This is a genomic window from Pseudomonas sp. Pmew2 (genome assembly GCF_058129885.1).
The window spans coordinates 4420625-4441528 of the sequence record NZ_CM176702.1; the positions used below are offsets into that span (position 1 = coordinate 4420625).

19 protein-coding genes are annotated in these 20904 nt (G+C 56.1%); 11 read left to right on the forward strand and 8 right to left on the reverse strand.

Annotation, left to right across the window (positions count from 1 at the left end; all coding sequences use genetic code 11):
• Position 1 precedes the first annotated feature (1 nt).
• Complete coding sequence (gene ttcA, locus AC4ANK_RS20315) at positions 2 to 826, reverse strand: tRNA 2-thiocytidine(32) synthetase TtcA (RefSeq protein ID WP_002554625.1); 825 nt, start codon at positions 824 to 826, stop codon at positions 2 to 4.
• 194 nt (positions 827 to 1020) lie between these two features.
• Here ttcA and AC4ANK_RS20320 point away from each other — a divergent pair, with 194 nt between their 5' ends.
• Positions 1021 to 1515 (forward strand): SprT family zinc-dependent metalloprotease, encoded by a 495-nt coding sequence (locus AC4ANK_RS20320; protein WP_002554626.1) that lies wholly within the window; start codon positions 1021 to 1023, stop codon positions 1513 to 1515.
• A gap of 68 nt (positions 1516 to 1583) precedes the next feature.
• Here AC4ANK_RS20320 and AC4ANK_RS20325 read toward each other — a convergent pair whose 3' ends face one another.
• The 4 genes from AC4ANK_RS20325 to AC4ANK_RS20340 all read right to left on the reverse strand — a co-directional run bounded on the left by AC4ANK_RS20325 (position 1584) and on the right by AC4ANK_RS20340 (position 5794).
• Positions 1584 to 2936, reverse strand: a complete 1353-nt coding sequence (locus AC4ANK_RS20325; protein ID WP_002554627.1) for a dicarboxylate/amino acid:cation symporter — start codon at positions 2934 to 2936, stop codon at positions 1584 to 1586.
• Between the two features lie 459 nt (positions 2937 to 3395).
• Positions 3396 to 4742: an ATP-binding protein gene (locus AC4ANK_RS20330; protein ID WP_002554628.1), complete on the reverse strand. Its 1347-nt coding sequence runs from the start codon at positions 4740 to 4742 to the stop codon at positions 3396 to 3398.
• Positions 4739 to 5416, reverse strand: a complete 678-nt coding sequence (locus tag AC4ANK_RS20335; protein WP_002554629.1) for a response regulator — start codon at positions 5414 to 5416, stop codon at positions 4739 to 4741. The genes AC4ANK_RS20330 and AC4ANK_RS20335 overlap by 4 nt, the downstream gene beginning before the upstream one ends.
• A 27-nt stretch (positions 5417 to 5443) precedes the next feature.
• Entirely contained in the window at positions 5444 to 5794 is a 351-nt protein-coding gene (locus AC4ANK_RS20340) for a hypothetical protein (protein WP_002554630.1), read from the reverse strand.
• A gap of 172 nt (positions 5795 to 5966) precedes the next feature.
• Between AC4ANK_RS20340 and AC4ANK_RS20345 the strand changes: the two genes are divergently transcribed.
• Together AC4ANK_RS20345 and AC4ANK_RS20350 are read left to right on the forward strand one after the other, a co-directional pair.
• A complete protein-coding gene (locus AC4ANK_RS20345; protein WP_002554631.1) occupies positions 5967 to 6755 on the forward strand; it encodes a dienelactone hydrolase family protein in 789 nt (262 codons plus the stop codon).
• 499 nt (positions 6756 to 7254) lie between these two features.
• Entirely contained in the window at positions 7255 to 7980 is a 726-nt protein-coding gene (locus AC4ANK_RS20350; protein ID WP_002554632.1) for a 4'-phosphopantetheinyl transferase family protein, read from the forward strand.
• Here the strand turns inward: AC4ANK_RS20350 and fhuF are convergent, their stop codons facing one another.
• The 3 genes from fhuF to AC4ANK_RS20365 are packed head-to-tail and all read right to left on the reverse strand — an operon-like array spanning position 7981 to position 11085.
• Positions 7981 to 8739: a siderophore-iron reductase FhuF gene (gene fhuF / locus AC4ANK_RS20355; RefSeq protein ID WP_002554633.1), complete on the reverse strand. Its 759-nt coding sequence runs from the start codon at positions 8737 to 8739 to the stop codon at positions 7981 to 7983.
• Entirely contained in the window at positions 8697 to 10313 is a 1617-nt protein-coding gene (locus tag AC4ANK_RS20360) for an ATP-binding protein (protein ID WP_460384677.1), read from the reverse strand. Before AC4ANK_RS20360 ends, fhuF begins: the two co-directional genes overlap by 43 nt.
• Before the next feature lie 4 nt (positions 10314 to 10317).
• Positions 10318 to 11085: a response regulator gene (locus AC4ANK_RS20365; RefSeq protein WP_031597245.1), complete on the reverse strand. Its 768-nt coding sequence runs from the start codon at positions 11083 to 11085 to the stop codon at positions 10318 to 10320.
• Positions 11086 to 11770: 685 nt separating this feature from the next.
• On the opposite strand from AC4ANK_RS20365, the gene AC4ANK_RS20370 reads away from it, so the two are divergent.
• The 8 genes from AC4ANK_RS20370 to AC4ANK_RS20405 all read left to right on the forward strand — a co-directional run bounded on the left by AC4ANK_RS20370 (position 11771) and on the right by AC4ANK_RS20405 (position 20897).
• The gene (locus tag AC4ANK_RS20370) at positions 11771 to 14683 is read left to right on the forward strand and encodes a ribonucleoside-diphosphate reductase subunit alpha (protein WP_002554636.1); all 2913 of its coding nucleotides are present in this window, start codon (positions 11771 to 11773) and stop codon (positions 14681 to 14683) included.
• Positions 14684 to 15116: 433 nt separating this feature from the next.
• Positions 15117 to 15362, forward strand: coding sequence for a hypothetical protein (locus AC4ANK_RS20375; protein ID WP_080438558.1), 246 nt, complete (start codon positions 15117 to 15119; stop codon positions 15360 to 15362).
• Between the two features lie 10 nt (positions 15363 to 15372).
• Positions 15373 to 15642: a hypothetical protein gene (locus tag AC4ANK_RS20380; RefSeq protein WP_031597244.1), complete on the forward strand. Its 270-nt coding sequence runs from the start codon at positions 15373 to 15375 to the stop codon at positions 15640 to 15642.
• A 152-nt stretch (positions 15643 to 15794) separates the two neighbouring features.
• Entirely contained in the window at positions 15795 to 15965 is a 171-nt protein-coding gene (locus AC4ANK_RS20385; RefSeq protein WP_002554637.1) for a YhfG family protein, read from the forward strand.
• Positions 15965 to 16570, forward strand: a complete 606-nt coding sequence (locus AC4ANK_RS20390; RefSeq protein ID WP_002554638.1) for a Fic/DOC family protein — start codon at positions 15965 to 15967, stop codon at positions 16568 to 16570. The genes AC4ANK_RS20385 and AC4ANK_RS20390 overlap by 1 nt, the downstream gene beginning before the upstream one ends.
• A 637-nt stretch (positions 16571 to 17207) precedes the next feature.
• Positions 17208 to 18455, forward strand: a complete 1248-nt coding sequence (locus tag AC4ANK_RS20395) for a ribonucleotide-diphosphate reductase subunit beta (RefSeq protein ID WP_002554639.1) — start codon at positions 17208 to 17210, stop codon at positions 18453 to 18455.
• A gap of 142 nt (positions 18456 to 18597) precedes the next feature.
• Positions 18598 to 19767, forward strand: coding sequence for a GmrSD restriction endonuclease domain-containing protein (locus AC4ANK_RS20400; RefSeq protein ID WP_031597242.1), 1170 nt, complete (start codon positions 18598 to 18600; stop codon positions 19765 to 19767).
• A 14-nt stretch (positions 19768 to 19781) separates the two neighbouring features.
• Complete coding sequence (locus AC4ANK_RS20405) at positions 19782 to 20897, forward strand: hypothetical protein (RefSeq protein WP_460384673.1); 1116 nt, start codon at positions 19782 to 19784, stop codon at positions 20895 to 20897.
• Positions 20898 to 20904 lie beyond the last annotated feature (7 nt).

The following is a 20904-nucleotide window of genomic DNA, read 5'->3' on the forward strand; positions in this document are numbered from 1 at the left end:
GTCAGATATTCACCACATTGACGAACCGCGACGCAGCGGTTTCGTCGATGCGCAGGTTGCTGAAGTCGAACAGGTTGCGATCAGCCAGTTGCGAGGGCTGTACGTTCTGCAGGGCGCGGAAGATGCTTTCCGTGCGACCCGGTGTCTTGCGCTCCCAGTCGATCAACATGTCCTTGACCACCTGACGTTGCAGGTTCTCCTGAGAGCCGCAGAGGTTGCACGGGATGATCGGAAACTGTTTAAGGTCTGAATAGGCCTGAATGTCCTTTTCATGGCAATACGCCAATGGACGAATCACCACGTTACGGCCATCGTCGGCACGCAGCTTGGGTGGCATGGCCTTGAGCGAGCCGTTGAAAAACATGTTGAGGAAGAACGTCTCGACGATATCGTCTCGATGATGCCCCAGTGCCATCTTGGTAGCACCTATTTCATCAGCGAAGGTATACAGCGTGCCACGACGCAGCCGTGAACACAGCGAACAGGTCGTCTTGCCTTCAGGAATCAATTCCTTGACCACTGAATACGTGTCTTTCTCGACGATGTGGTACTCGATACCCAGCTCTTTCAGATACGCAGGCAGCACGTGCTCGGGGAAGCCAGGCTGCTTCTGGTCCATGTTGACGGCCACGATGTCGAATTTGATCGGCGCGACTTTCTGCAAGTGCATCAGCACATCGAGCATGGTGTAACTGTCCTTGCCGCCGGACAGGCAGACCATGACCTTGTCACCCTCTTCGATCATGTTGAAGTCGGCAACCGCCTCGCCGGCCAGCCGACGCAGACGTTTCTGCAGTTTGTTCTGATTGACTGAAAGGGTGCCCATGTATGGAAATATCCGCTGACGGTAGCTTGAGAAAAGCCGGGCATTTTACCTATAACCGACCTTTGGTTAAATATGCCGCGCGCGTGCTGTTCAGACTGGCAATCGCCCTTGATCAAAAACGACCACCGGGCGGCCAGCATTTTCAGAGCGTAGTCACATTGCGGCATACTTGGCGCACTGGAGAATCCTAAAGCATGCCCGACCAACTCAATTCACGCGTTGAAACCTGTTACCAACAAGCCGAAACCTTCTTCAAGCGCACCTTCAAACGCCCAGTGGTCAGTTTCCAGTTGCGCGGCCAGAAGGCTGGTGTCGCTCACCTGCACGAAAACCTGCTGCGCTTCAATCCGCAGCTCTACAAGGAAAACGCCGAAGACTTCCTGCGCCAGACCGTGCCGCACGAAGTCGCGCACCTGATTGCCCACCAGCTGTTTGGCGGCAGCATCCAGCCACATGGCGAAGAATGGCAACTGATCATGCGCGGCGTCTATGAACTGCCACCCAACCGCTGCCACACCTACGCCGTCAAGCGACGCAGCGTGATCCGTTACATCTACCGCTGCCCTTGCCCGGACAGCGACTTTCCGTTCACTGCCCAGCGTCACAGCATGGTTCGCAAGGGCCGGCGCTACCTTTGCCGCCGCTGCCGCGAGCCATTGGTGTTCAGCGGCGAGACGCGCACGGAATAACTCCCCAGACAAACGACAGGCATAAAAAAACCCATCCGAAGATGGGTTTTTTATGGCCTGACGGTTAATCAGACGGTTTTGGTGGTATTCACCGCACCGGCTGGAGTCGGGCCTTCGGCAACGCCGAGGTCGTCTTCAGGACGGGTTTCCAAAATGGCAGAGCCACCGGAAGTCAGCTCGGACTGCAGCTTGTCGGTGTCCAGCTCGCCGACCCACTTGGCAACCACAACAGTGGCAACAGCGTTACCGACCAGGTTGGTCAGGGCGCGGGCTTCGGACATGAAGCGGTCGATACCCAGAATCAGCGCCAGACCGGCAACCGGCAGGTGGCCGACAGCCGACAGGGTTGCAGCCAGAACTATGAAGCCGCTACCGGTTACGCCAGCAGCACCCTTGGAGGACAGCAGCAACACCAGCAACAAAGTGATCTGGTGGGTGATGTCCATGTGCGTGTTGGTCGCCTGAGCGATGAACACGGCAGCCATGGTCAGGTAGATCGACGTACCGTCGAGGTTGAACGAGTAACCCGTCGGGATAACCAGACCCACGACAGATTTTTTGGCGCCCAGACGCTCCATCTTGATCAGCATGCGTGGCAGGGCCGATTCCGACGAGGAAGTACCCAGTACGATCAACAGCTCTTCACGGATGTAACGAATCAGCTTGAAGACGCTGAAACCGTGAGCGCGGCAGATGGCACCCAGCACCAGCACCACGAACAGCGCGCAAGTAATGTAGAAGCAGATCATCAACTGACCCAGCTGCACCAGCGAGCTTACGCCGTAGGCACCGATGGTGAAGGCCATGGCACCGAACGCACCGATGGGCGCCAGCTTCATGATCATGTTGATGATGTTGAACATCACGTGGGCGAAGCGATCGATGAAGTCCAGAACCGGCTTGCCGTACGAACCCAGACGATGCAGGGCGAAGCCGAAGATCACCGAGAACATCAGGACTTGCAGGATATCGCCGTTGGCAAACGCGCCGACGATGGTGTTCGGAATCACGTTGAGGATGAAGCCGACGATGCTCTGATCCTGGCCGGCAGTGACGTAAGCCGCGATCTTGGATGCGTCGAGCGTGCTGACGTCGATGTTCATGCCGGCACCCGGCTGAACCACGTTGACCACGATCAGACCGATCAGCAGAGCGATGGTCGAAACGATCTCGAAGTACAGCAGCGCATAACCGCCGGTCTTGCCGACCGACTTCATGTTCTGCATGCCGGCGATGCCGCTGACGACGGTACAGAAGATGATCGGCGCGATAACCATCTTGATCAGTTTGATAAACCCGTCACCCAGCGGCTTTAGAGCCTTGCCGGTGTCCGGGTAGAAGTGACCGATCAGGATACCGATGACAATCGCAACGATTACCTGAAAATAGAGGGATTTGTAGATGGGCTGACGAGTCGTCATTGCAGTTTTCCTCAAGGGCGTCGTCGGCATCTTCACCTGATGCACGCGAGCCTATAAAGCGCTAACCCTCCTGCACTGGAGGGATTTGTTTTGTCGAGCTGCGCAAGGCAGGCCTCTGCCATGTAGATAGCAATAGGCGTGCCATAGAATCAAATAGCCATCAAAACCCCGCATTACAAGGCGCAGACGGGTAACGGTAGACGCAATCCGAAAAAGACGTGGCGGTTTTCCGCCGTATGGTGGGAAAAATGGGCACACAGTGGCGGGTATCCGCCGTCTTTCTGTGGTGACTGGAGTACCTGGTGACGCGCAGAGGTGTGACGCAGAGCGTCACGCACGGCATTCCCACGCTGGAGCGTGAGGAACGACAGGTGTGATAACACTATCGTGCCAATGCTCCGCGTTGGCATGCTGTTCTGGACGCTCTGCGTCCGCTCTTGACACTGGACGAACACACCCTCACTGCGCCAGGAAATGAATCCTGAACGCCGCGCCGCCCAGCGGGGAATCGCCCAGGGTCAGTTGTGCGCCGTAGCTTTCGATGATGTCCTTGACCACCGCCAGACCAATGCCTTGCCCAGGGTTCTGGCGGTCCAGGCGTTCGCCACGTTCAAGAATGCGCGCACGCTGGCTTTGCGGGACGCCGGGGCCGTCGTCTTCGATGCACAGTTCATCGCCGTCCGCTGAGCGGGTAAAGCTCACGCGTACTTCGCTCAGGCATAGCCGATAGGCGTTTTCCAGCAGGTTGCCGAGCATTTCCAGCAACGCGCCCTCTTCCATGTGCACCTGACAATGCTCCGGCAGGTCCAGCGTGGCCTTGACCTGTTTGTCGCGATACACCTTGTCGAGTGTGTTGCACAGGCTTTCGACCACAGGCCGCAGCATGACATGGTGCCGCACCAGACCGCTCTTGCGCAGGCTAGCCCGTTGCAGTTGATAGCCAATCTGTTGGCTCATGCGCTCGATCTGCGATTGCAGCACCCACGCCTGCTCGACATCTTCGGGGCGCTTGGCGATGTTTTCGCTGACCCCTTGCAAGACCGCCAGCGGTGTTTTCAGGCTGTGGGCCAGGTCATCCAGCGAATCACGGTAACGAATCCGCTGTTCACGTTCGCTGCGCAGCAGGCGGTTGAGCGAGTCGGTCAGACGCAGCAGTTCGCTGGGATGCTCCTCGCTCAGGCTGTCGCGCACGCCGGCTTCCACCTGATCCAGTTCCTGGCTCAAGCCGCGCAAGGCACGCAACCCCCAGGTCAGGCCCATCCACAGCAACCCGAGCAGCACCGCCAGTGCTGCGCCAAAGCCCAGATAGAGCTTGCGGCGCAAACCGTCGATGGTTTCCTGATAGCCGCGCAAGGGCTGCACGGCGACGATACTGAACGCGGCATTGCGCCCGCCGAGCAGCCGGATCTCGACGTCATAGACGAAATACTCATCGCCATTGATTCCCTTGATCTTGGTGAACTCGCTGCCCTGCCCGTCATACTGCGGGCGGTAGTCGATGTTCTCGCCTTCGGTGGACAGTGAGCGCCAGACCATCTGCCCCTGGCGGTTATAGATGTAGCCCAGCAGACGACTGCCCGGCAGGTTGAACTGTTCGCCCGGCAGCACAGACGGCATCAATAGATGGCCGTCTTCGACGCGCGCCGCAGAAATCATGGTGGTCACGTCGGAAGCCAGGCGTTGCTCTATCGCCCCGCGCAGCGCCAGGCTGAACGCCCCCTGCAAAGCAGGCAGCATCAGCAGCATGAAGATCACCGCCAGAGTGGCGGCACCCAGCATCAGGCGCAGGCGAAGCGAACGAATCACGTACAGCGCTCATTGAACAGGTAGCCCATGCCGCGCACGGTTTCGATAGGTTTGAACGCCACGTTGCTGTCCAGCTTGCGACGCAGGCGGCCGACCAGCACTTCGATCACGTTTGGGTCGCGCTCGTCGTCATCAGGATACAGTTGCTCCATCAGGCGCTCTTTGGGCACTACCTGCTGGTGATGGAGCATCAGGTATTCGAGGATGCGGTATTCGTAGGCGGTCAGCGCCAGCGGTTGTTCAGCCAGCGCGGCGTGCTTGCGATTGAGGTCCAGCAGCAGCGGGCCAGCCGTGATGGTGGACTGAATGAAGCCGCTGGAACGCCGCAACAAGGCGTTGAGCCGCGCTTCCAGTTCTTCGAACTGGAAGGGTTTGACCACGTAGTCGTCAGCGCCGGCCGCCAGCCCTTCGACCTTGTCCTGCCAATTGCCGCGCGCGGTCAGGATCAGAATCGGAAACGCCTTGCCCACTGTGCGCAACTGCCGAATCAGGTCCAGCCCACCGATGCCCGGCAAGCCCAGATCGATCACGGCCAGGTCGTGATTGAATTGCGTGACCTGATACAACGCTTCCTCAGCGTTGGCCACCGCTTCCACCACATGTCCCGCTTCGGTCAGACGGGTTCGCAGGTGGTGGCGCAGCAGCGCTTCATCCTCAACTACCAACAACTTCATGCAGCTCTCCCAGGCACAATCGCAGCCTCAAGACAAAGAATGAAACGACATCGTCGCATCAGTACTCAACAGGCGGGCGCTGACGGGCACGTGTTGTGTCACATCATAGCTGCCCAGCAGGATTTCGCGGCTGACAGGCACGCCATTGTGAGTCCCTGTCAGGGTGCCGTAAACCGGCGGTGAATAAAGTGTGCCCACAGAAACATTGGTATGTGCCTGTTCCCCGAGCGCATGCCCCCAGCTGTTGGCGTCATCAAGCCTTTCGCTGGTCTTGCCGAACTCGATACGAGCCACGTCAAGCCGACCATCGCCCGCCTGCGCTGCGGCGCTGCCACCCAGAAAAGCCAAGGCCAGGAAAAACTTGTTGAGATTCAACATATCGACTCCTTTTGCGCTCGGGGACGCTGTCAAGGTACGGCCCAACAGTAATCGCGCCGGGCTGAACCCCGACTGAACACGCCATGAACCGGCGCTGAACAGTCATCTACACCGGATGCAGCGGAATCGGCTATGGTTGTTTGCGACCTCAAACTATCAAAAGGAGCTGACCATGCGTGTGTGGATTGCAATGATCATGATGGGCCTGACCGGACTCGCTCAGGCAGCTATCAAGACCGAGCAGATCGATTACAAGAGTGCCGACGGAACCAAACTGGTGGGTTACTACGCTTACGACGACGCGGTAAAAGGTCCACGCCCAGGTATTCTGGTGGTTCACGAGTGGTGGGGCCTGAACGACTACGCCAAGCGCCGCGCCCGCGACCTGGCTGCACTGGGCTATAGCGCCATGGCCATCGACATGTACGGCGAAGGCAAGAACACCGAGCACCCGAAGGACGCGATGGCATTCATGCAGGCTGCGCTGAAGGACAGCGATGCGGCTGACAAGCGCTTTGCTGCCGGGCTGGAGCAATTGAAGAAGCAACCTCAGACCGACCCGAAAAAAATTGCAGCGATCGGTTACTGCTTCGGCGGCAAGATCGTGCTGGACGCGGCGCGGCGCGGCGAACCGTTGCTGGGCGTAGTGAGCTTCCACGGCGCACTGGTCACCAATACCCCGGCCAAACCGGGCATCAAAGTGCCGATGCTGGTCGAGCACGGCGCCAAGGACAGCATGGTCACCGCTGAAAACGTTGCGGCGTTCAAAAAGGAAATGGACGACGCCAAGGCAGACTACAAATTCGTCAGCATCGACGGTGCCAAACACGGCTTCACCAACCCCGACGCCGACCGCCTGAGCCACGGCGACCACGGCGGCCCGGACATCGGCTACGACAAGGCTGCCGACCAGAGCTCCTGGTCAGACATGCAGGTGTTCTTCAAGAAGATATTTGGTTGAGTAACAGATGCTCCTTCTGCACGGAGCGTCGCACGATAGCTGGATTCTCGTTCCGCACGCTCCAGCGTGGTAATGCAGGTCGCGACGCTCTGCGTCGTCAAGAGGACGCGGAGCGTCCGGAACGGCATGCGACGCGGAGCGACGCACGATAGTTGAGATGATCGTTCCGCACGCTCCAGCGTTGGAATGCAGGTCGCGACGCTATGCGTCGCCAAGAGGACGCGAAGCGTCCGGAACAGCATGCGACGCGGAGCGTCGCACGATAGTTGGATTCTCGTTCCCACGCTCCAGCGTGGTAATGCACGTCGCGACGCTCTGCGTCGCCAAGAGGACGCGGAGCGTCCGGAACGGCATGCGACGCAGAGCGACGCACGATAGTTACGATCATTCCGCACGCTCCAGCATGGGAATGCAGTTCTCGACGCTCTGCGTCGTCAAGAGGACGCGGATGTTACCAGTGCCCTTCCCTCAAACCCGTTCCCCCGGCAAAATGCCGCCCATGACTCAATTACCCGACCTCCCCGTCTGCTGCCCCGAACTCGTTCAGCACTGGCCGTTGCCGCATGCGCTGCCGGGCGCGGTGCTGGTCAGTGGGCGGTTCGATCCGCTCAAGCTGGTCGACGGCGACTTTCAGCGTTGTGAGCTGCAAATGCCGGCGAGCATTCAGCGTTCGGTGGCCAAACGTCAGACTGAATTCCTCGCCGGTCGTCTCTGTGCCCGCGAAGCCATGCGCCAACTGGATGGCCGTCTGCATGTTCCTGCTGTGGGTGAAGACCGTGCGCCAGCCTGGCCCGCTGATGTCTGTGGCTCGATCACCCACAGCACCGGCTGGGCCGCCGCTGTGGTGGCGCACAAGCGGCAATGGCGCGGACTGGGGCTGGACACGGAAAACCTGCTGAGCCATGAGCGTGCCTCGCGACTGGCCGGGGAAATTCTGACGGCTGCCGAGCTGGCCGACATGGCAGCAGGCGCGCAGGATCAAGTCGCGCTGCGCGTGACCCTGACCTTTTCGATCAAGGAAGCGTTGTTCAAGGCGCTCTATCCCATCGTGCAAAAGCGCTTCTATTTTGAAGACGCGCAACTGCTTGAATGGTCCGCCGACGGCAGCGCGCGCTTGCGCCTGCTCATCGATCTGTCCACTGAATGGCACGCAGGCAAGGAACTCGACGGCCAGTTCAGTGTGCTGGGTGATCATCTGTTGAGTCTGGTCGCAGTCGAAGGCTGATCAGCCGGGCAGCGGACAATGCTCGCAACGCCCGACCCACTCCACCCGATGACTCAGGCAGCACACACGACGTTGCCTGCGCGGCTCATCACCCTGCGCCTGCACAACATAACGCACCGCCTGAAACAGAGGATTGGCCCGCCCATCCGGCCTTTTCCTCTCGCTCAACAGCGCCAGCCCTGGCGCCAATGACACAGTGCTGCACGTGGCCAGTTGCACAAGACAGCCTTCCAGATAATCCCCCGCGCTGCTCCACAACACCGCGCAGGGCAGCCCGCCATAGGCGCTCAATGCGGCAATAAAGGGCTGCAGATTGTCATCAAGCAATCCGGCAAACTGTTGAAACGGATCAGCCGGAATGCCCCGCCAGGCCTCTCCCTCACCCGCCAAACGAACGCCATTCGGCAGGCCACGTTCATCCACTGCCAGTGCGACCTGCTCCAACGCCAACGGCCAATGCCAGCCATGCACCAGACTGGCAACCAGCACCGGCGGAATAACCTGCATGAAGTAAAACTTGGCCCATTGCGACACCAGCACCGGCAATTGGCTGGGCATCAACTGCGGCCCGTAAATGCTCAGCAGTAACTGATCAAGCCGCTCGGCTTGCAGCAGATCAGACAACGCCACTACAGGGCGCGAATCAGGGCGCGAATCATCTGCCGCCAGCAACGTCTGCCCGAAGCGCTCAAGCGGACCACTGAACAGCTGAGCACTCAACGCGGCACCTGCGTACGCGGCCAGGACAGGCTGAAACACGCGCCACCCAGGCTGGCGCTGCGCCCGATCAGCATCAGCGCGCGACCTTCGTGCCAATGGATGATCCGCCGCACAATCGACAGGCCCAGCCCATGCCCGCCTGACGCTCGGGTGCGGCTGTCATCGATACGCATGAACGGCGTGAAAATCTGCTCCCATGCCTCTTCCGGAACGCCGGGACCGTCATCGTCCACATCGATACGGCACTGCTGCGCCTCCAGTCGATAACTGATACACACCTCGTTTTCCGCATGGCGCATCGCATTGCTCACCAGGTTCTGTACCGCACGATGCAGATAACGCGGTTCTGCCTCGACCCAGGCGGCTTCGCCCTCTTCAGAGGTCAAACATTCGCCCCGTGAAACCCGCACATCGGCGCGCAAGGGTGCCAGTTCGGCGATCACCTGATCGATCAGCGCATCCAGATCGACACGCTGGAAGTTCAGGGTCGGCGCGCCTTGCTCAAGGCGCGCGTAAGTGAGCATTTCATCGACCAGTTTGTCGAGGTCCTGAATATCGCTGTCCATGCCGCGCATGTATTTGCGCCGCGCCTCGGGAGTGGTGGCGTCGCTGACCATCTCCAGACCGAAACGCAAGCGTGCAACCGGCGTGCGTAGCTCGTGAGACACCGCGCGCACCAACTCGCGCTGGATCATCAGCGAGCGTTGCAGGTGCTCGGCCATGCTGTTGAACGCCGCCGCCACCCGCCCCACCGAGTCGGAACCCTCGGTCGGCACGCGGGTTTGCAGGCTGCCTTGGGCGATCTGCGTCGCTGCAGCTTCCAGCTCCAACACGCGCCGCTCCAGACGCCGCACCAGCAAGTACAACACCAGACCGATAAAACACAGGCCCATCAAGGCGATCACCAGCAGCCAGTGCAGCGGATAGGGGTTCATCTGATACAGCGGGCCGATTTCCAGCACCCAGTTGGTGTCGACGATTCCGGCCAGCACGCGGATCGAGTCGCCGCCCTTGCCCAGCGCCATCACCGTGTCGCCTTCATAGATGCGGCGGCGCTGGTCATCGTCCAGGTCAGCCTGGTCCAGCGCCAGTAGATGCAAGTCGAAACCAAAGCCCTTGTCGATGCGCAGGGCTTGCAGGCGTGCCGGTTGCTCATCGACCGGAAAGCGCACCAGCTCGTCGATCAGCAGGTAAATAGTGGCTCGCGCCAGTTGCTCGGTGATCTGCTGCACCTCGCCGCTCAGCAGCAGCGGTTCCTTGTCGCTCAACTGACGATAGACCCTGGCGGCGTGCGGGCCGATCTGCTCGACCACCACCTGCCCACGCGCCAGACGACCGCGCGCGCCGCTGTCCAGTCCAGCCTGCTCGATGCTTTGCAGGCTGAGGGGAATGCCCAGCAAGCGCTCCCAGATCGCCAGGGCGCGGCGCCGTTCGATGCCATCGAGCGGCACCAGATTGTCGGCCATCACCGTAAAGGTGCCGTGGGCCAGACGTTCGCGGTATTGCTCGCCGCGCGACTGATTAAGCACGTGCAGGGCGAACACGCCAAGCAGCGCGACCAGCACCAGTACGCCGAGCATGCCGCCGTAGATCCGCAGAAAGATCGAGTTCATAAGGTCAGCCGCTGAACACGTGGCCGCTCATGTCCTGCGCCGCTTCGGGCACAAACAGATAGCCCTTGCTGCGCACGGTCTTGATCAGACGCGGGTGGATGGGGTCGTCGCCGATTTTCGGGCGGATGCGTGAGATACGCACATCGATAGAACGATCCTGCCCGTCATAACCCACACCGCGCAGCGCAGTGAAGATTTCCTCGCGGGACAGCGTGCGCCCGGCATTGGCCACCAGCAGCCACAGCAGGTCGAACTCGGCGCCGGTCAGCTCGATGCTCTGCTCGCGCAGCCAGGCCTCGCGCAGGGCGTTGTCCACCACCAGCGGGCCGAACACCAGCCGCCGCAGCTCTGCAGCAGGCACCTGTGGCGCTTCACTGCGGCGCAGCAAGGCATGAATACGCGCCAGCAGCACGCGCGGATGCACCGGTTTGCAGACGAAATCGTCAGCCCCGGTATCGAGCCCCTGAATATGATCGGTGTCATCAGTGCGCGCGGTGAGCATCAGAATCGGCCCGTCGTAACGGTCACGTACCGAGCGACAGATACTGAAACCGTCCTCGCCGGGCAGCATCAGGTCAAGAATCACCAGATCCGGCTGTTCGGCAATGATTCGCGCTGCCGCCAGCGCGCCATTGCCCTCAATACTTACGCGCAGGCCGTTGTTGTGCAGGTAATCGCTGGTCAGCTCGGCCAGTCGCTGGTCATCTTCGACAATCAGTACATGCCAGGTGTGTGGCTCCAAAGCAACCTCCCCTTGTTGTGATTGACCCATTGTTGTTATTCAAAACAAGGGTTGCGGCACCGCGTCGCAGGCGAGTGTAGCAACCGCCGCCCGCCTCGCACGACACCCGACGCGGCTTAGCACATCACATGCCAGACAGGTCTTGCAGCAGCGTTTTTTTGTGATAGGGTTCGCGCCCTCAAAAATCAGCAACCTGTCGCCAGTACCTACAGAAATCGGTGACAAACGGTCACGATCCAGTAGTTATGCGGCCTACACGCATGGTGTGCGATTCATACACAAACTACACACACTTTATCCACAGGCGGTGCGTTGCAATTCATGTCCAAAACGCATTATCTTGTAGCCCGGCGACGAGACACACCCTACATGTGGGGTTTTTCGCAAAAACACCAGCACAACTCAAATGGGAAATTCAAGCATTTTTGTTGCGTCTGAGGGGTTGAACTTCAAGCCGGTTTAGGCACCCAAACCGCTCGCGCTTGAGCCAGAGCCATCCCGTATACGTTTTGCAACATCGAACACGCATTCTTCATCAGATTTTCAAAGGATCGGGCACAGCCCGGTCCTTTTTGGCTTCAAAACCTGGAAGCGGCTGTACCTCCCGCTTCCACCTTCGTTTTGGAGCCCCTGAGTCGCCTTTTGCGACTTACTGCTCGAAACGAAACGGTGGGCAGCAATGCCCGAACAAACTTAAAGGAACGTGGAGTCACACATGCAAACAGACACAACTCGCGAGAACTCGCCGACCGGCGCGCCGCAGGCCAGCCAGACCCCACAGGACCTGTCTGCCACTGCTCCCGGTCAACTGCGCGTGATCAAGCGTAACGGCACTGTCGTTCCTTACACGGATGACAAGATCACCGTTGCCATCACCAAGGCGTTTCTTGCAGTTGAGGGCGGCAACGCTGCCGCCTCGTCGCGCATCCACGACACCGTTGCACGCCTGACCGAACAGGTCAGCGCCACGTTCAAACGGCGCATGCCTTCGGGCGGCACCATCCACATCGAAGAAATCCAGGATCAGGTCGAACTGGCGCTGATGCGTGCCGGCGAGCAGAAAGTGGCTCGCGACTACGTCATCTACCGCGATTCGCGCGCCAAGGAGCGTGCCGTTCGTGCCCCTGAAGATCAGGTCCAGGCTCACCCGTCGATCCGCATCACCCTCGCCGACGGCAGCTTTGCGCCGCTGGACATGGGTCGCCTGAACACCATCGTTACCGAAGCGTGTGAAGGCCTGGCTGAAGTCGACGCCAACCTGATCCAGACCGAAACCCTGAAAAACCTGTATGACGGCGTGGCGCTGAAAGACGTCAACACCGCACTGGTCATGACCGCACGTACCCTGGTCGAGCGTGAGCCGAACTACTCGTTCGTCACCGCCCGCCTGCTGATGGACACCCTGCGCGCCGAAGGTCTGGGTTTCCTCGGTGTCGCCGACAGCGCCACCCACCACGAAATGGCCGACCTGTACGCCAAGGCGCTGCCTGCCTACGTCGCCACCGGTATCAAGTTCGAACTGCTCAACCCTGTGCTGGCCGAATTCGACCTCGAAAAACTCGGCAAGGCCATCAACCACGAGCGCGATCAGCAGTTCACCTACCTGGGCCTGCAAACCCTGTACGACCGTTACTTCATCCATAAGGATGGCGTGCGTTTCGAACTGCCGCAGATCTTCTTCATGCGCGTGGCCATGGGCCTGGCAATCGAAGAGAAAGCCCGTGAAGACCGCGCCATCGAGTTCTACAACCTGCTGTCGTCGTTCGACTACATGTCCTCGACCCCGACGCTGTTCAACGCCGGTACCCTGCGTCCACAGCTGTCCAGCTGCTACCTGACCACCGTGCCGGATGACCTGTCGGGCATCTACCACGCGATCCACGACAACGCCATGCTGTCCAAATTCGCAGGCGGCCTGGGCAACGACTGGACGCCGGTTCGTGCGCTGGGCTCGTACATCAAGGGCACCAACGGCAAGTCGCAAGGCGTCGTACCGTTCCTGAAAGTGGTCAACGACACCGCCGTTGCGGTCAACCAGGGCGGCAAGCGCAAGGGCGCTGTCTGTGCCTACCTGGAAACCTGGCACATGGACATCGAAGAGTTCATCGAGCTGCGCAAGAACACCGGTGATGATCGTCGTCGTACCCACGACATGAACACCGCCAACTGGATCCCTGACCTGTTCATGAAGCGCGTCTTCGACGACGGCCCGTGGACCCTGTTCTCGCCATCCGAAGTACCGGACCTGCACGACCTGACCGGCAAGGCCTTCCAGGAGCGTTACGAGTACTACGAAGCGCTGACCGAATACCCAGGCAAGATCAAACTGTTCAAGACCATCCAGGCCAAGGATCTGTGGCGCAAGATGCTCTCGATGCTGTTCGAAACCGGCCACCCATGGCTGACCTTCAAGGACCCGTGCAACCTGCGCAGCCCGCAGCAGCACGTGGGCGTGGTTCACAGCTCGAACCTGTGCACCGAGATCACCCTGAACACCAACAAGGACGAGATCGCGGTCTGCAACCTGGGCTCGATCAACCTGCCGAACCACATCGTCAACGGCAAGCTTGATACCGACAAGCTCAAGCGCACCGTCGATGTAGCAGTGCGCATGCTCGATAACGTTATCGACATCAACTACTACTCCGTGCCGCAGGCCAAGAACTCCAACCTGCGCCACCGTCCGGTCGGCCTGGGCATCATGGGCTTCCAGGATGCGCTGTACCTGCAACACATCCCGTACGGTTCCGATGCTGCGGTGCAGTTCGCCGACACGTCCATGGAAGCCGTCAGCTACTACGCCATCCAGGCGTCCTGCGACCTGGCCGACGAGCGCGGTGCCTACGAGACGTTCCAGGGTTCGCTGTGGTCCAAAGGCATCCTGCCGCTGGATTCGCAACAGATCCTGATCGAGCAGCGTGGCGAGAAGTATATCGATGTCGACCTGAAGGAAACCCTGGACTGGGCGCCGGTTCGTGCCCGTGTGCAGAAAGGTATCCGTAACTCGAACATCATGGCCATCGCACCGACCGCCACCATCGCCAACATCACTGGCGTGTCGCAGTCGATCGAACCGACCTATCAGAACCTCTACGTGAAATCGAACCTGTCCGGCGAATTCACCGTGATCAACCCGTACCTGGTTCGCGACCTCAAGGCTCGCGACCTGTGGGACTCGGTCATGATCAACGACCTGAAGTACTACGACGGTTCGGTACAACAGATCGAGCGCATCCCGCAGGAGCTCAAGGAGCTTTACGCGACTGCTTTCGAAGTGGACACCAAGTGGATCGTCGACGCGGCAAGCCGTCGTCAGAAGTGGATCGACCAGGCTCAGTCGCTGAACCTGTACATCGCTGGCGCTTCGGGCAAGAAGCTGGACGTGACCTACCGCATGGCCTGGTACCGTGGTCTGAAAACCACCTACTACCTCCGTGCCCTGGCCGCGACCAGCACCGAGAAGTCCACCGTCAACACCGGCAAGCTCAACGCAGTATCGAGCGGCGGCCACGGCCCGGACGACTCGGCGATCACCGCCCCACGCCCAACCGAAGCAGCACCGGCCGGCCCGGCCCCAGTGCCAAAGGCTTGCGCAATCGACGAGCCGGATTGTGAGGCTTGCCAGTAAGAAAGTAACTGCGGTGCCCCTGAGAACGGGGCACTTGCTTAGAGCTCTTCTCAAGTCCGAAAAATTCATCACACAGCAGAGTGGATAGAACCCGAAAGACAATCACGAAATGAAACGATTGAAAGATGGACAGTGAAAGCCATGGCCTAGCCTAGATGGTTATACCTAGAAATCTCTCAATATGAGTTAGGCACGCTGAAAAATGGTGCTTTTCTGAAGAGTCCGAAGCTGGACAAGGTGATGGAGAAGCTAGCGAGCGATTGCGCAAAAGTTGTGGAGACCCAACGCAATCACCCGCTCCGTCCAGAGCCATGCAATACGAATGCCCCCAAAGGACGTGCATTGAGCCAAATACAGACCTTCGCGTCAATGGCTCCCTGCTCGGCGGTCTCCTTTGGGTGTGAAATTTTATTTAATCCAAAGGAGCTCCCTTATGGGAACCAACACCAAAGTGACATCCGTATCTTTAGCACACCTAGCCTCTGAGACCCTCCGGTCATCTAGTACCTCGGCCATAGCCAAGAGTTTGGCAGCATCGGCTCTAGCTCAAGCGAGCTCAGGCAAGCAGACGGGCGAGAGAATGGAGCATATCGCAGGAAATGTGCTGCAAAGCGATAAATACAGCCAAACGAGCAAAGCCCTCGCGGCATCGCTTGTTTCACAATCCCCAAAACGCTGAGGACGCCATAATGAAAATCAACATGGCACACGTCAAAGAGCGTTCTACTACTGGTACATGGATTAATTTTGCGGTGTTCGACGCGAAAGCCATCAATGGGGACAACGATAGTCTGCTGGCACAGCTTACAGCCGCCGCTCGCAACGCTGGACTACGTGTTGATCAGTCCGCCCTTGCGTACAAAGTAGGTGCTGGCATCCGATTTTTTGGATCGCCCCACCTTGTGAACTATCTATCCGCATCTGGGCTTCCACGCTGGACACACAAGCTCGACGCTTGAATTTATCCTCCCCGACATACATTGCCGGGGAGGACTTTCCGCCCAGCTGAAGGCCAGAGCTGATTCCTCTTACGACATCAGCAATCAGCCCCCCTCCAACACTCTTCATTTTTTAGCTACACTGACACCTTAACGAAATCAGAGTCTCAACCATGCCGACGCTCTCAATTCAAGCCAAAAAAGCTCACTTTGCCAAGGTGCGGCGATCCAATTATGCAGCCAGCTTGCGCTTGGAAGGTTATGACTGCACGCCGCTCGATGCCGAGCGTCCTCTTCCGACTCGCGAAGAGCTGTTGAAAACTTACCGTAACAAACAGGCCTGATGCTCGATAAATATGGGGCTAACCAGGATCCATACTGCTATCCCGGCACGTCTATTTTGAAAAACCGCTTGAACTTGACTAGCGATGATCTACTGTCAGATGCGGAGCGCGCACTGTCTGAAGTCGCTTTGAGTCTAATCGAGTTTGCACCGCCTCCATACGATCTCTCGTACCTGAAATACCTTCATCGCCTTCTGTTCGCAGATCTTTACGACTGGGCGGGAGAGCTACGTACTGTAGACATATCCAAAGGGAATACCCGTTTCTGCACGACAACCCGCATCGAGCCTGAGGCGAAAAAAATATTTGCTCCTCTCGCTAACGTAAACTGGCTTCAAGAGCTGGAACGAGAACAGCTTGTAAACGCCAGCGCCGAAGCTTTCGGTGATCTGAATGTCATTCATCCCTTCAGAGAGGGCAATGGCAGGGCCCAGCGAGTATTGTTCGAACATCTCATCATGAACGCAGGATACGAAATCAGCTGGTGGGCAGTAGAAGCAGAGGAATGGATGCAAGCGAATATCTATGCGGTGGATTGCGAATATGGTCCGCTTATAAACGTGTTTGAGCGCTGTATCGGAAAGCCTATCTTGCCAGAAACCTGAACCATTCATCGATTCACGTGTTAAATGTGCAGCCAAATTTAGCGCTGAAGCCGACCATCAACCCTCCCTTCAATGGCCTGATCACGCCAAGAAGCCCAGTGGCCTTAGCGCCCAAAAAACCTGCCGATTACGAGTCGGTGAAAACACAGTCTACGTGCGACAAAGTACCCTGTTGCCCAAAATCAGCAGACACTATATCCTGCGTTTCGAAATGTAAAAAACACTAGATAAGGGATTCGCCTGAATTTTCCCTGTGTTTTAGCCTGATCCGATCCGATGTTGAAACGGGTAAGAAAAAGCGTGAAGCTCTCGCCGAAAATTACTCATGGATAACCAAGTGCCGGGCAAAATCTGTATAATCCCGCGCTCGCTTCAGGGTACTCAAATGACCATTTGCATACGCAAAGCTGGCTCACCTCAAAGCAATCCAGATCATTCGCTTTGCTCGCCTGTCGGGCGTTGCCACGGCAGCAAATCGAGCGAACGACCGACCACCAAATAGCCGGTCAATCGCAGCATCAGTAATCAGGTAATTCCCATACTCCAGTGCCTTCGTCTTCCACCTGACGTCGGCGCACCACATCTTGAAATCTAATCACGGGCGCCAAGGCGACCCCTAAGCAGGAGCCTCATCACCATGCTGAGCTGGGACGAATTCGATAAGGAAGACGGCGAAGTAGTCGCCAAAGCGACCAACGCCGGTCACGCCAACGAAGCCAACATGGACCGCCTCGACAGCGCCGGTGGCCTGGCTGCACAAGAAGCCCGCGCCGTTACAGCCGCCGACTCCGCTGCCCTGATCCGCGCCAAGAAAGCGCTGGACGCACTGGACGTCGCTGAAGGCCTGGCCGAGCTCGAAGGCGCCAGCGCCCGCGTCGCCGTTGACGAAAAAATGATGATCAACTGCCGCGCCGACCTCAATCAGCTCGTACCTTTCAAGTACGACTGGGCCTGGCAGAAGTACCTGGACGGTTGCGCAAACCACTGGATGCCGCAAGAAGTCAACATGACCGCCGACATCGCCCTCTGGAAAAACCCGGAAGGCCTGACCGACGACGAGCGCCGCATCGTCATGCGCAACCTGGGCTTCTTCTCCACTGCCGACTCGCTGGTTGCCAACAACCTGGTGCTGGCCGTGTACCGCCTGATCACCAACCCGGAGTGCCGCCAGTACATCCTGCGCCAGGCCTTCGAAGAAGCGATCCACACCCACGCCTACCAGTACTGCATCGAATCGCTGGCCATGGATGAAGGCGAGATCTTCAACATGTACCACGAGATCCCATCGGTCGCTAAAAAAGCGGCCTGGGGCCTGAAGTACACCCGTTCGATCTCCGATCCGAAGTTCGAAACCGGCACCGTCGAAACCGACAAAGAGTTGCTGCGCAACCTGATCGCTTACTACTGCGTACTGGAAGGCATCTTCTTCTATTGCGGCTTCACCCAGATCCTCTCCATGGGCCGCCGCAACAAGATGACCGGCGTCGCCGAGCAGTTCCAGTACATCCTGCGCGACGAGTCCATGCACCTGAACTTCGGCATCGACGTGATCAACCAGATCAAAATCGAAAACCCACACCTGTGGGATGCCGAGATGAAAGAAGAAGCCACGCAGATGATCCTGCAAGGCACCCAGCTGGAAATCGAATACGCCCGCGACACCATGCCTCGCGGCGTGCTGGGCATGAACGCGGCGATGATGGAAGACTATCTGAAATTCATCGCTAACCGCCGCTTGAGCCAGATTGGACTGAAGGAAGAATATCCGGGGACGACGAATCCGTTCCCTTGGATGAGTGAAATTATGGACTTGAAGAAAGAGAAGAACTTCTTTGAGACGCGGGTTATTGAGTATCAGACTGGTGGGGCGTTGAGCTGGGATTGATGGGATAGAAGAGTTATAAGCGTTAAAAAAAGCCAGGTGCGAAAGCTACCTGGCTTTTTTGTGAGTCGGAGCACTAGCAAAATTTAACGCCATAAGCGATTATCGTAGCGCAATCTTGTTAACAACACGACAGGGAAGAAAAATGAAAATTGCCTCACATTTATACGATGCAAGAATCGAAGCATCAAATGTACTTGTAGAAGTTTCGATCTCAGAATATGAAGCTCTCATTAAAAATGTGCTTAAAAACAACATATTTCAACGTAAACGCGTCAGATCCTCTAAAACCGTGTATGCGCTATTAAAGCATGATCTTATGCGCGAGTGCGTTATACCGCCGGTAGTTCTCGCACTTACATCAGGCGCAGAAAAATATGACGAAAAAGCCGAGGAAAAGCTTATATCGCAAATTCAAGAAAACTCTGACAACTTAGTAATTTTAGATGGCTTACAGAGAACTCATACCATACTTGACTTACTCGATGATCTACGCTCCAACAAAGATGAGGCCGGAATCAAGAAGTTAGAGAATGCCAGATTAAGAGTGGAAATCTATATTGGCCTTAACCGCTTAGGCATTTTGTATCGAATGTTAACACTTAACACCGGACAAACTCCGATGTCTCTGCGCCAACAGATTGAAATACTGTATCTAGATTATCTTGGAACCTCTATACAAGGTGTAGAATTAGTTAGAGAAGCGGACGGCAAGGCAGCAAACAAGCACAACCAATATAACTTTAAAGATGTTATTGAAGGCTTTAACGCCTACTTAGATCGAGACGAACTACCTATAGATAAAGCAGATGTTTTAGAAAACATTAATAGCTTAGAAAAACTTTCTAAAGAGGACCAATCATCTAAGCTATTTGAAAAATATCTAAATGCGCTTTATTTGTTCACATCGAAAGCAATAGAGCTATGCGACGGAGCTGAGGTTACAGATATATACCTAGAGAAGAATAAATCTCCTTTCGGCAAGAGCGCTGTTCAGATATTCAAAAAACCTCAGGCAATGTCCGGCTTTGGTGCTGCAATCGGAAAGCTGATTGACTTTGAAGTAATATCAGATATAGAAGAAATTATTAGTACAACCTCTAAGCTTGAGGTAGACGACCCAGAAGAGTTTCTTGAGGAAATAAACAATTCTTTAGACTGGCTTAAAAACAACACCAGCAAAATTGGTAACGCACAACGGACTTTTTTTAGCTTTTACTTCAGAGATATCTTCAACAAAGATACAGACAGCTATAAAGATCTTACTGAAGCAGCCAAAAGTGCTTTAAGAAAATATCAATCGCAGAACATGTAACGGACTGCCAAATCATGACGATAAAGGCTATTATATCCGGCGAGGAACTAGAGCTTCAGTTGGTTAGCTATAGTGACGAGGGATTTAAGTTATCCGATAGCAAAGGACTTTACGAAGACATTCTCCTGTCAACCCCACTGACACTAAACTGCGAATTCTCCAACAAAGAATTTGAAGTTTTTTTTCTCGCAAAAAAGGACATTTTAGAGAATCACATCTACCAAATTTATGATGACTCAAGAAAAGCGCGTATAGGTTGGTGTATACCTGTAAATGCTCTTGATTCTGCAGATCATGATTTTGCTGATAATGTTCACTTTCAAAAATATGCTTTTGCCGCTATAAAAAACTCTATATCGAGCATAAATGATTCAATCTTTATCAAAAAGCCGGATTTGAGTTCCAGCTTGCAGCTTAGATTTTCCGACTTATTTCACCCTAGCACTGCAATACTTATAATAAGTAAGGAAACATTACTAGCAAATCAGATATTTGAAATTGAAAGAGTAACTCCTAGTCTAATCAGGCACGGATATGTGAGACTCACTAACACATCACCTGACGACATCACGCTCAAAGGCACTGACCCGGAAGGCGATAAAATATATCTAAAAGTCACCTCATCTGACCTTGGCAATCATCAGGTGATTGACTCGTTGTTGCATTCCGCATTTGCCTACGAAACAAAACCGCTACTTTGTTTTTTCTACATCTATCAGATTTTTGAACTCCTACTTGAGGAAATATACCAAACGGAACAGTCAAGAATAGTAGACGATCTTATTATTGCAGCAGGTGATTCATCTAAAGCAAAAGAAGCTTTGGAAAAAGCACAACGTATAAGTTCAGAAAAAAAACGTATTGGACTTTTGGCCACTGAGTATTCGAAGCAGCACGGAACACTCGCCAATCTAAAAACGTCCTGTAACATTTTACTAAAGCTGATGGGGCGTAGTGAAGGCACTACTTTTGAAGAATACTTCTACTCCATAAGAAATTTCCTATTTCATCAATATAGAGACTTTCCCAGCAGCCAGGAGCAGTTATTAAAAGACGTAATATATGATGTCAGAGAGTGCTTACCTGGAATTCTTTGCGATTTCAAAAAGCCTATTAAATTACCCGTTTAAAACAACC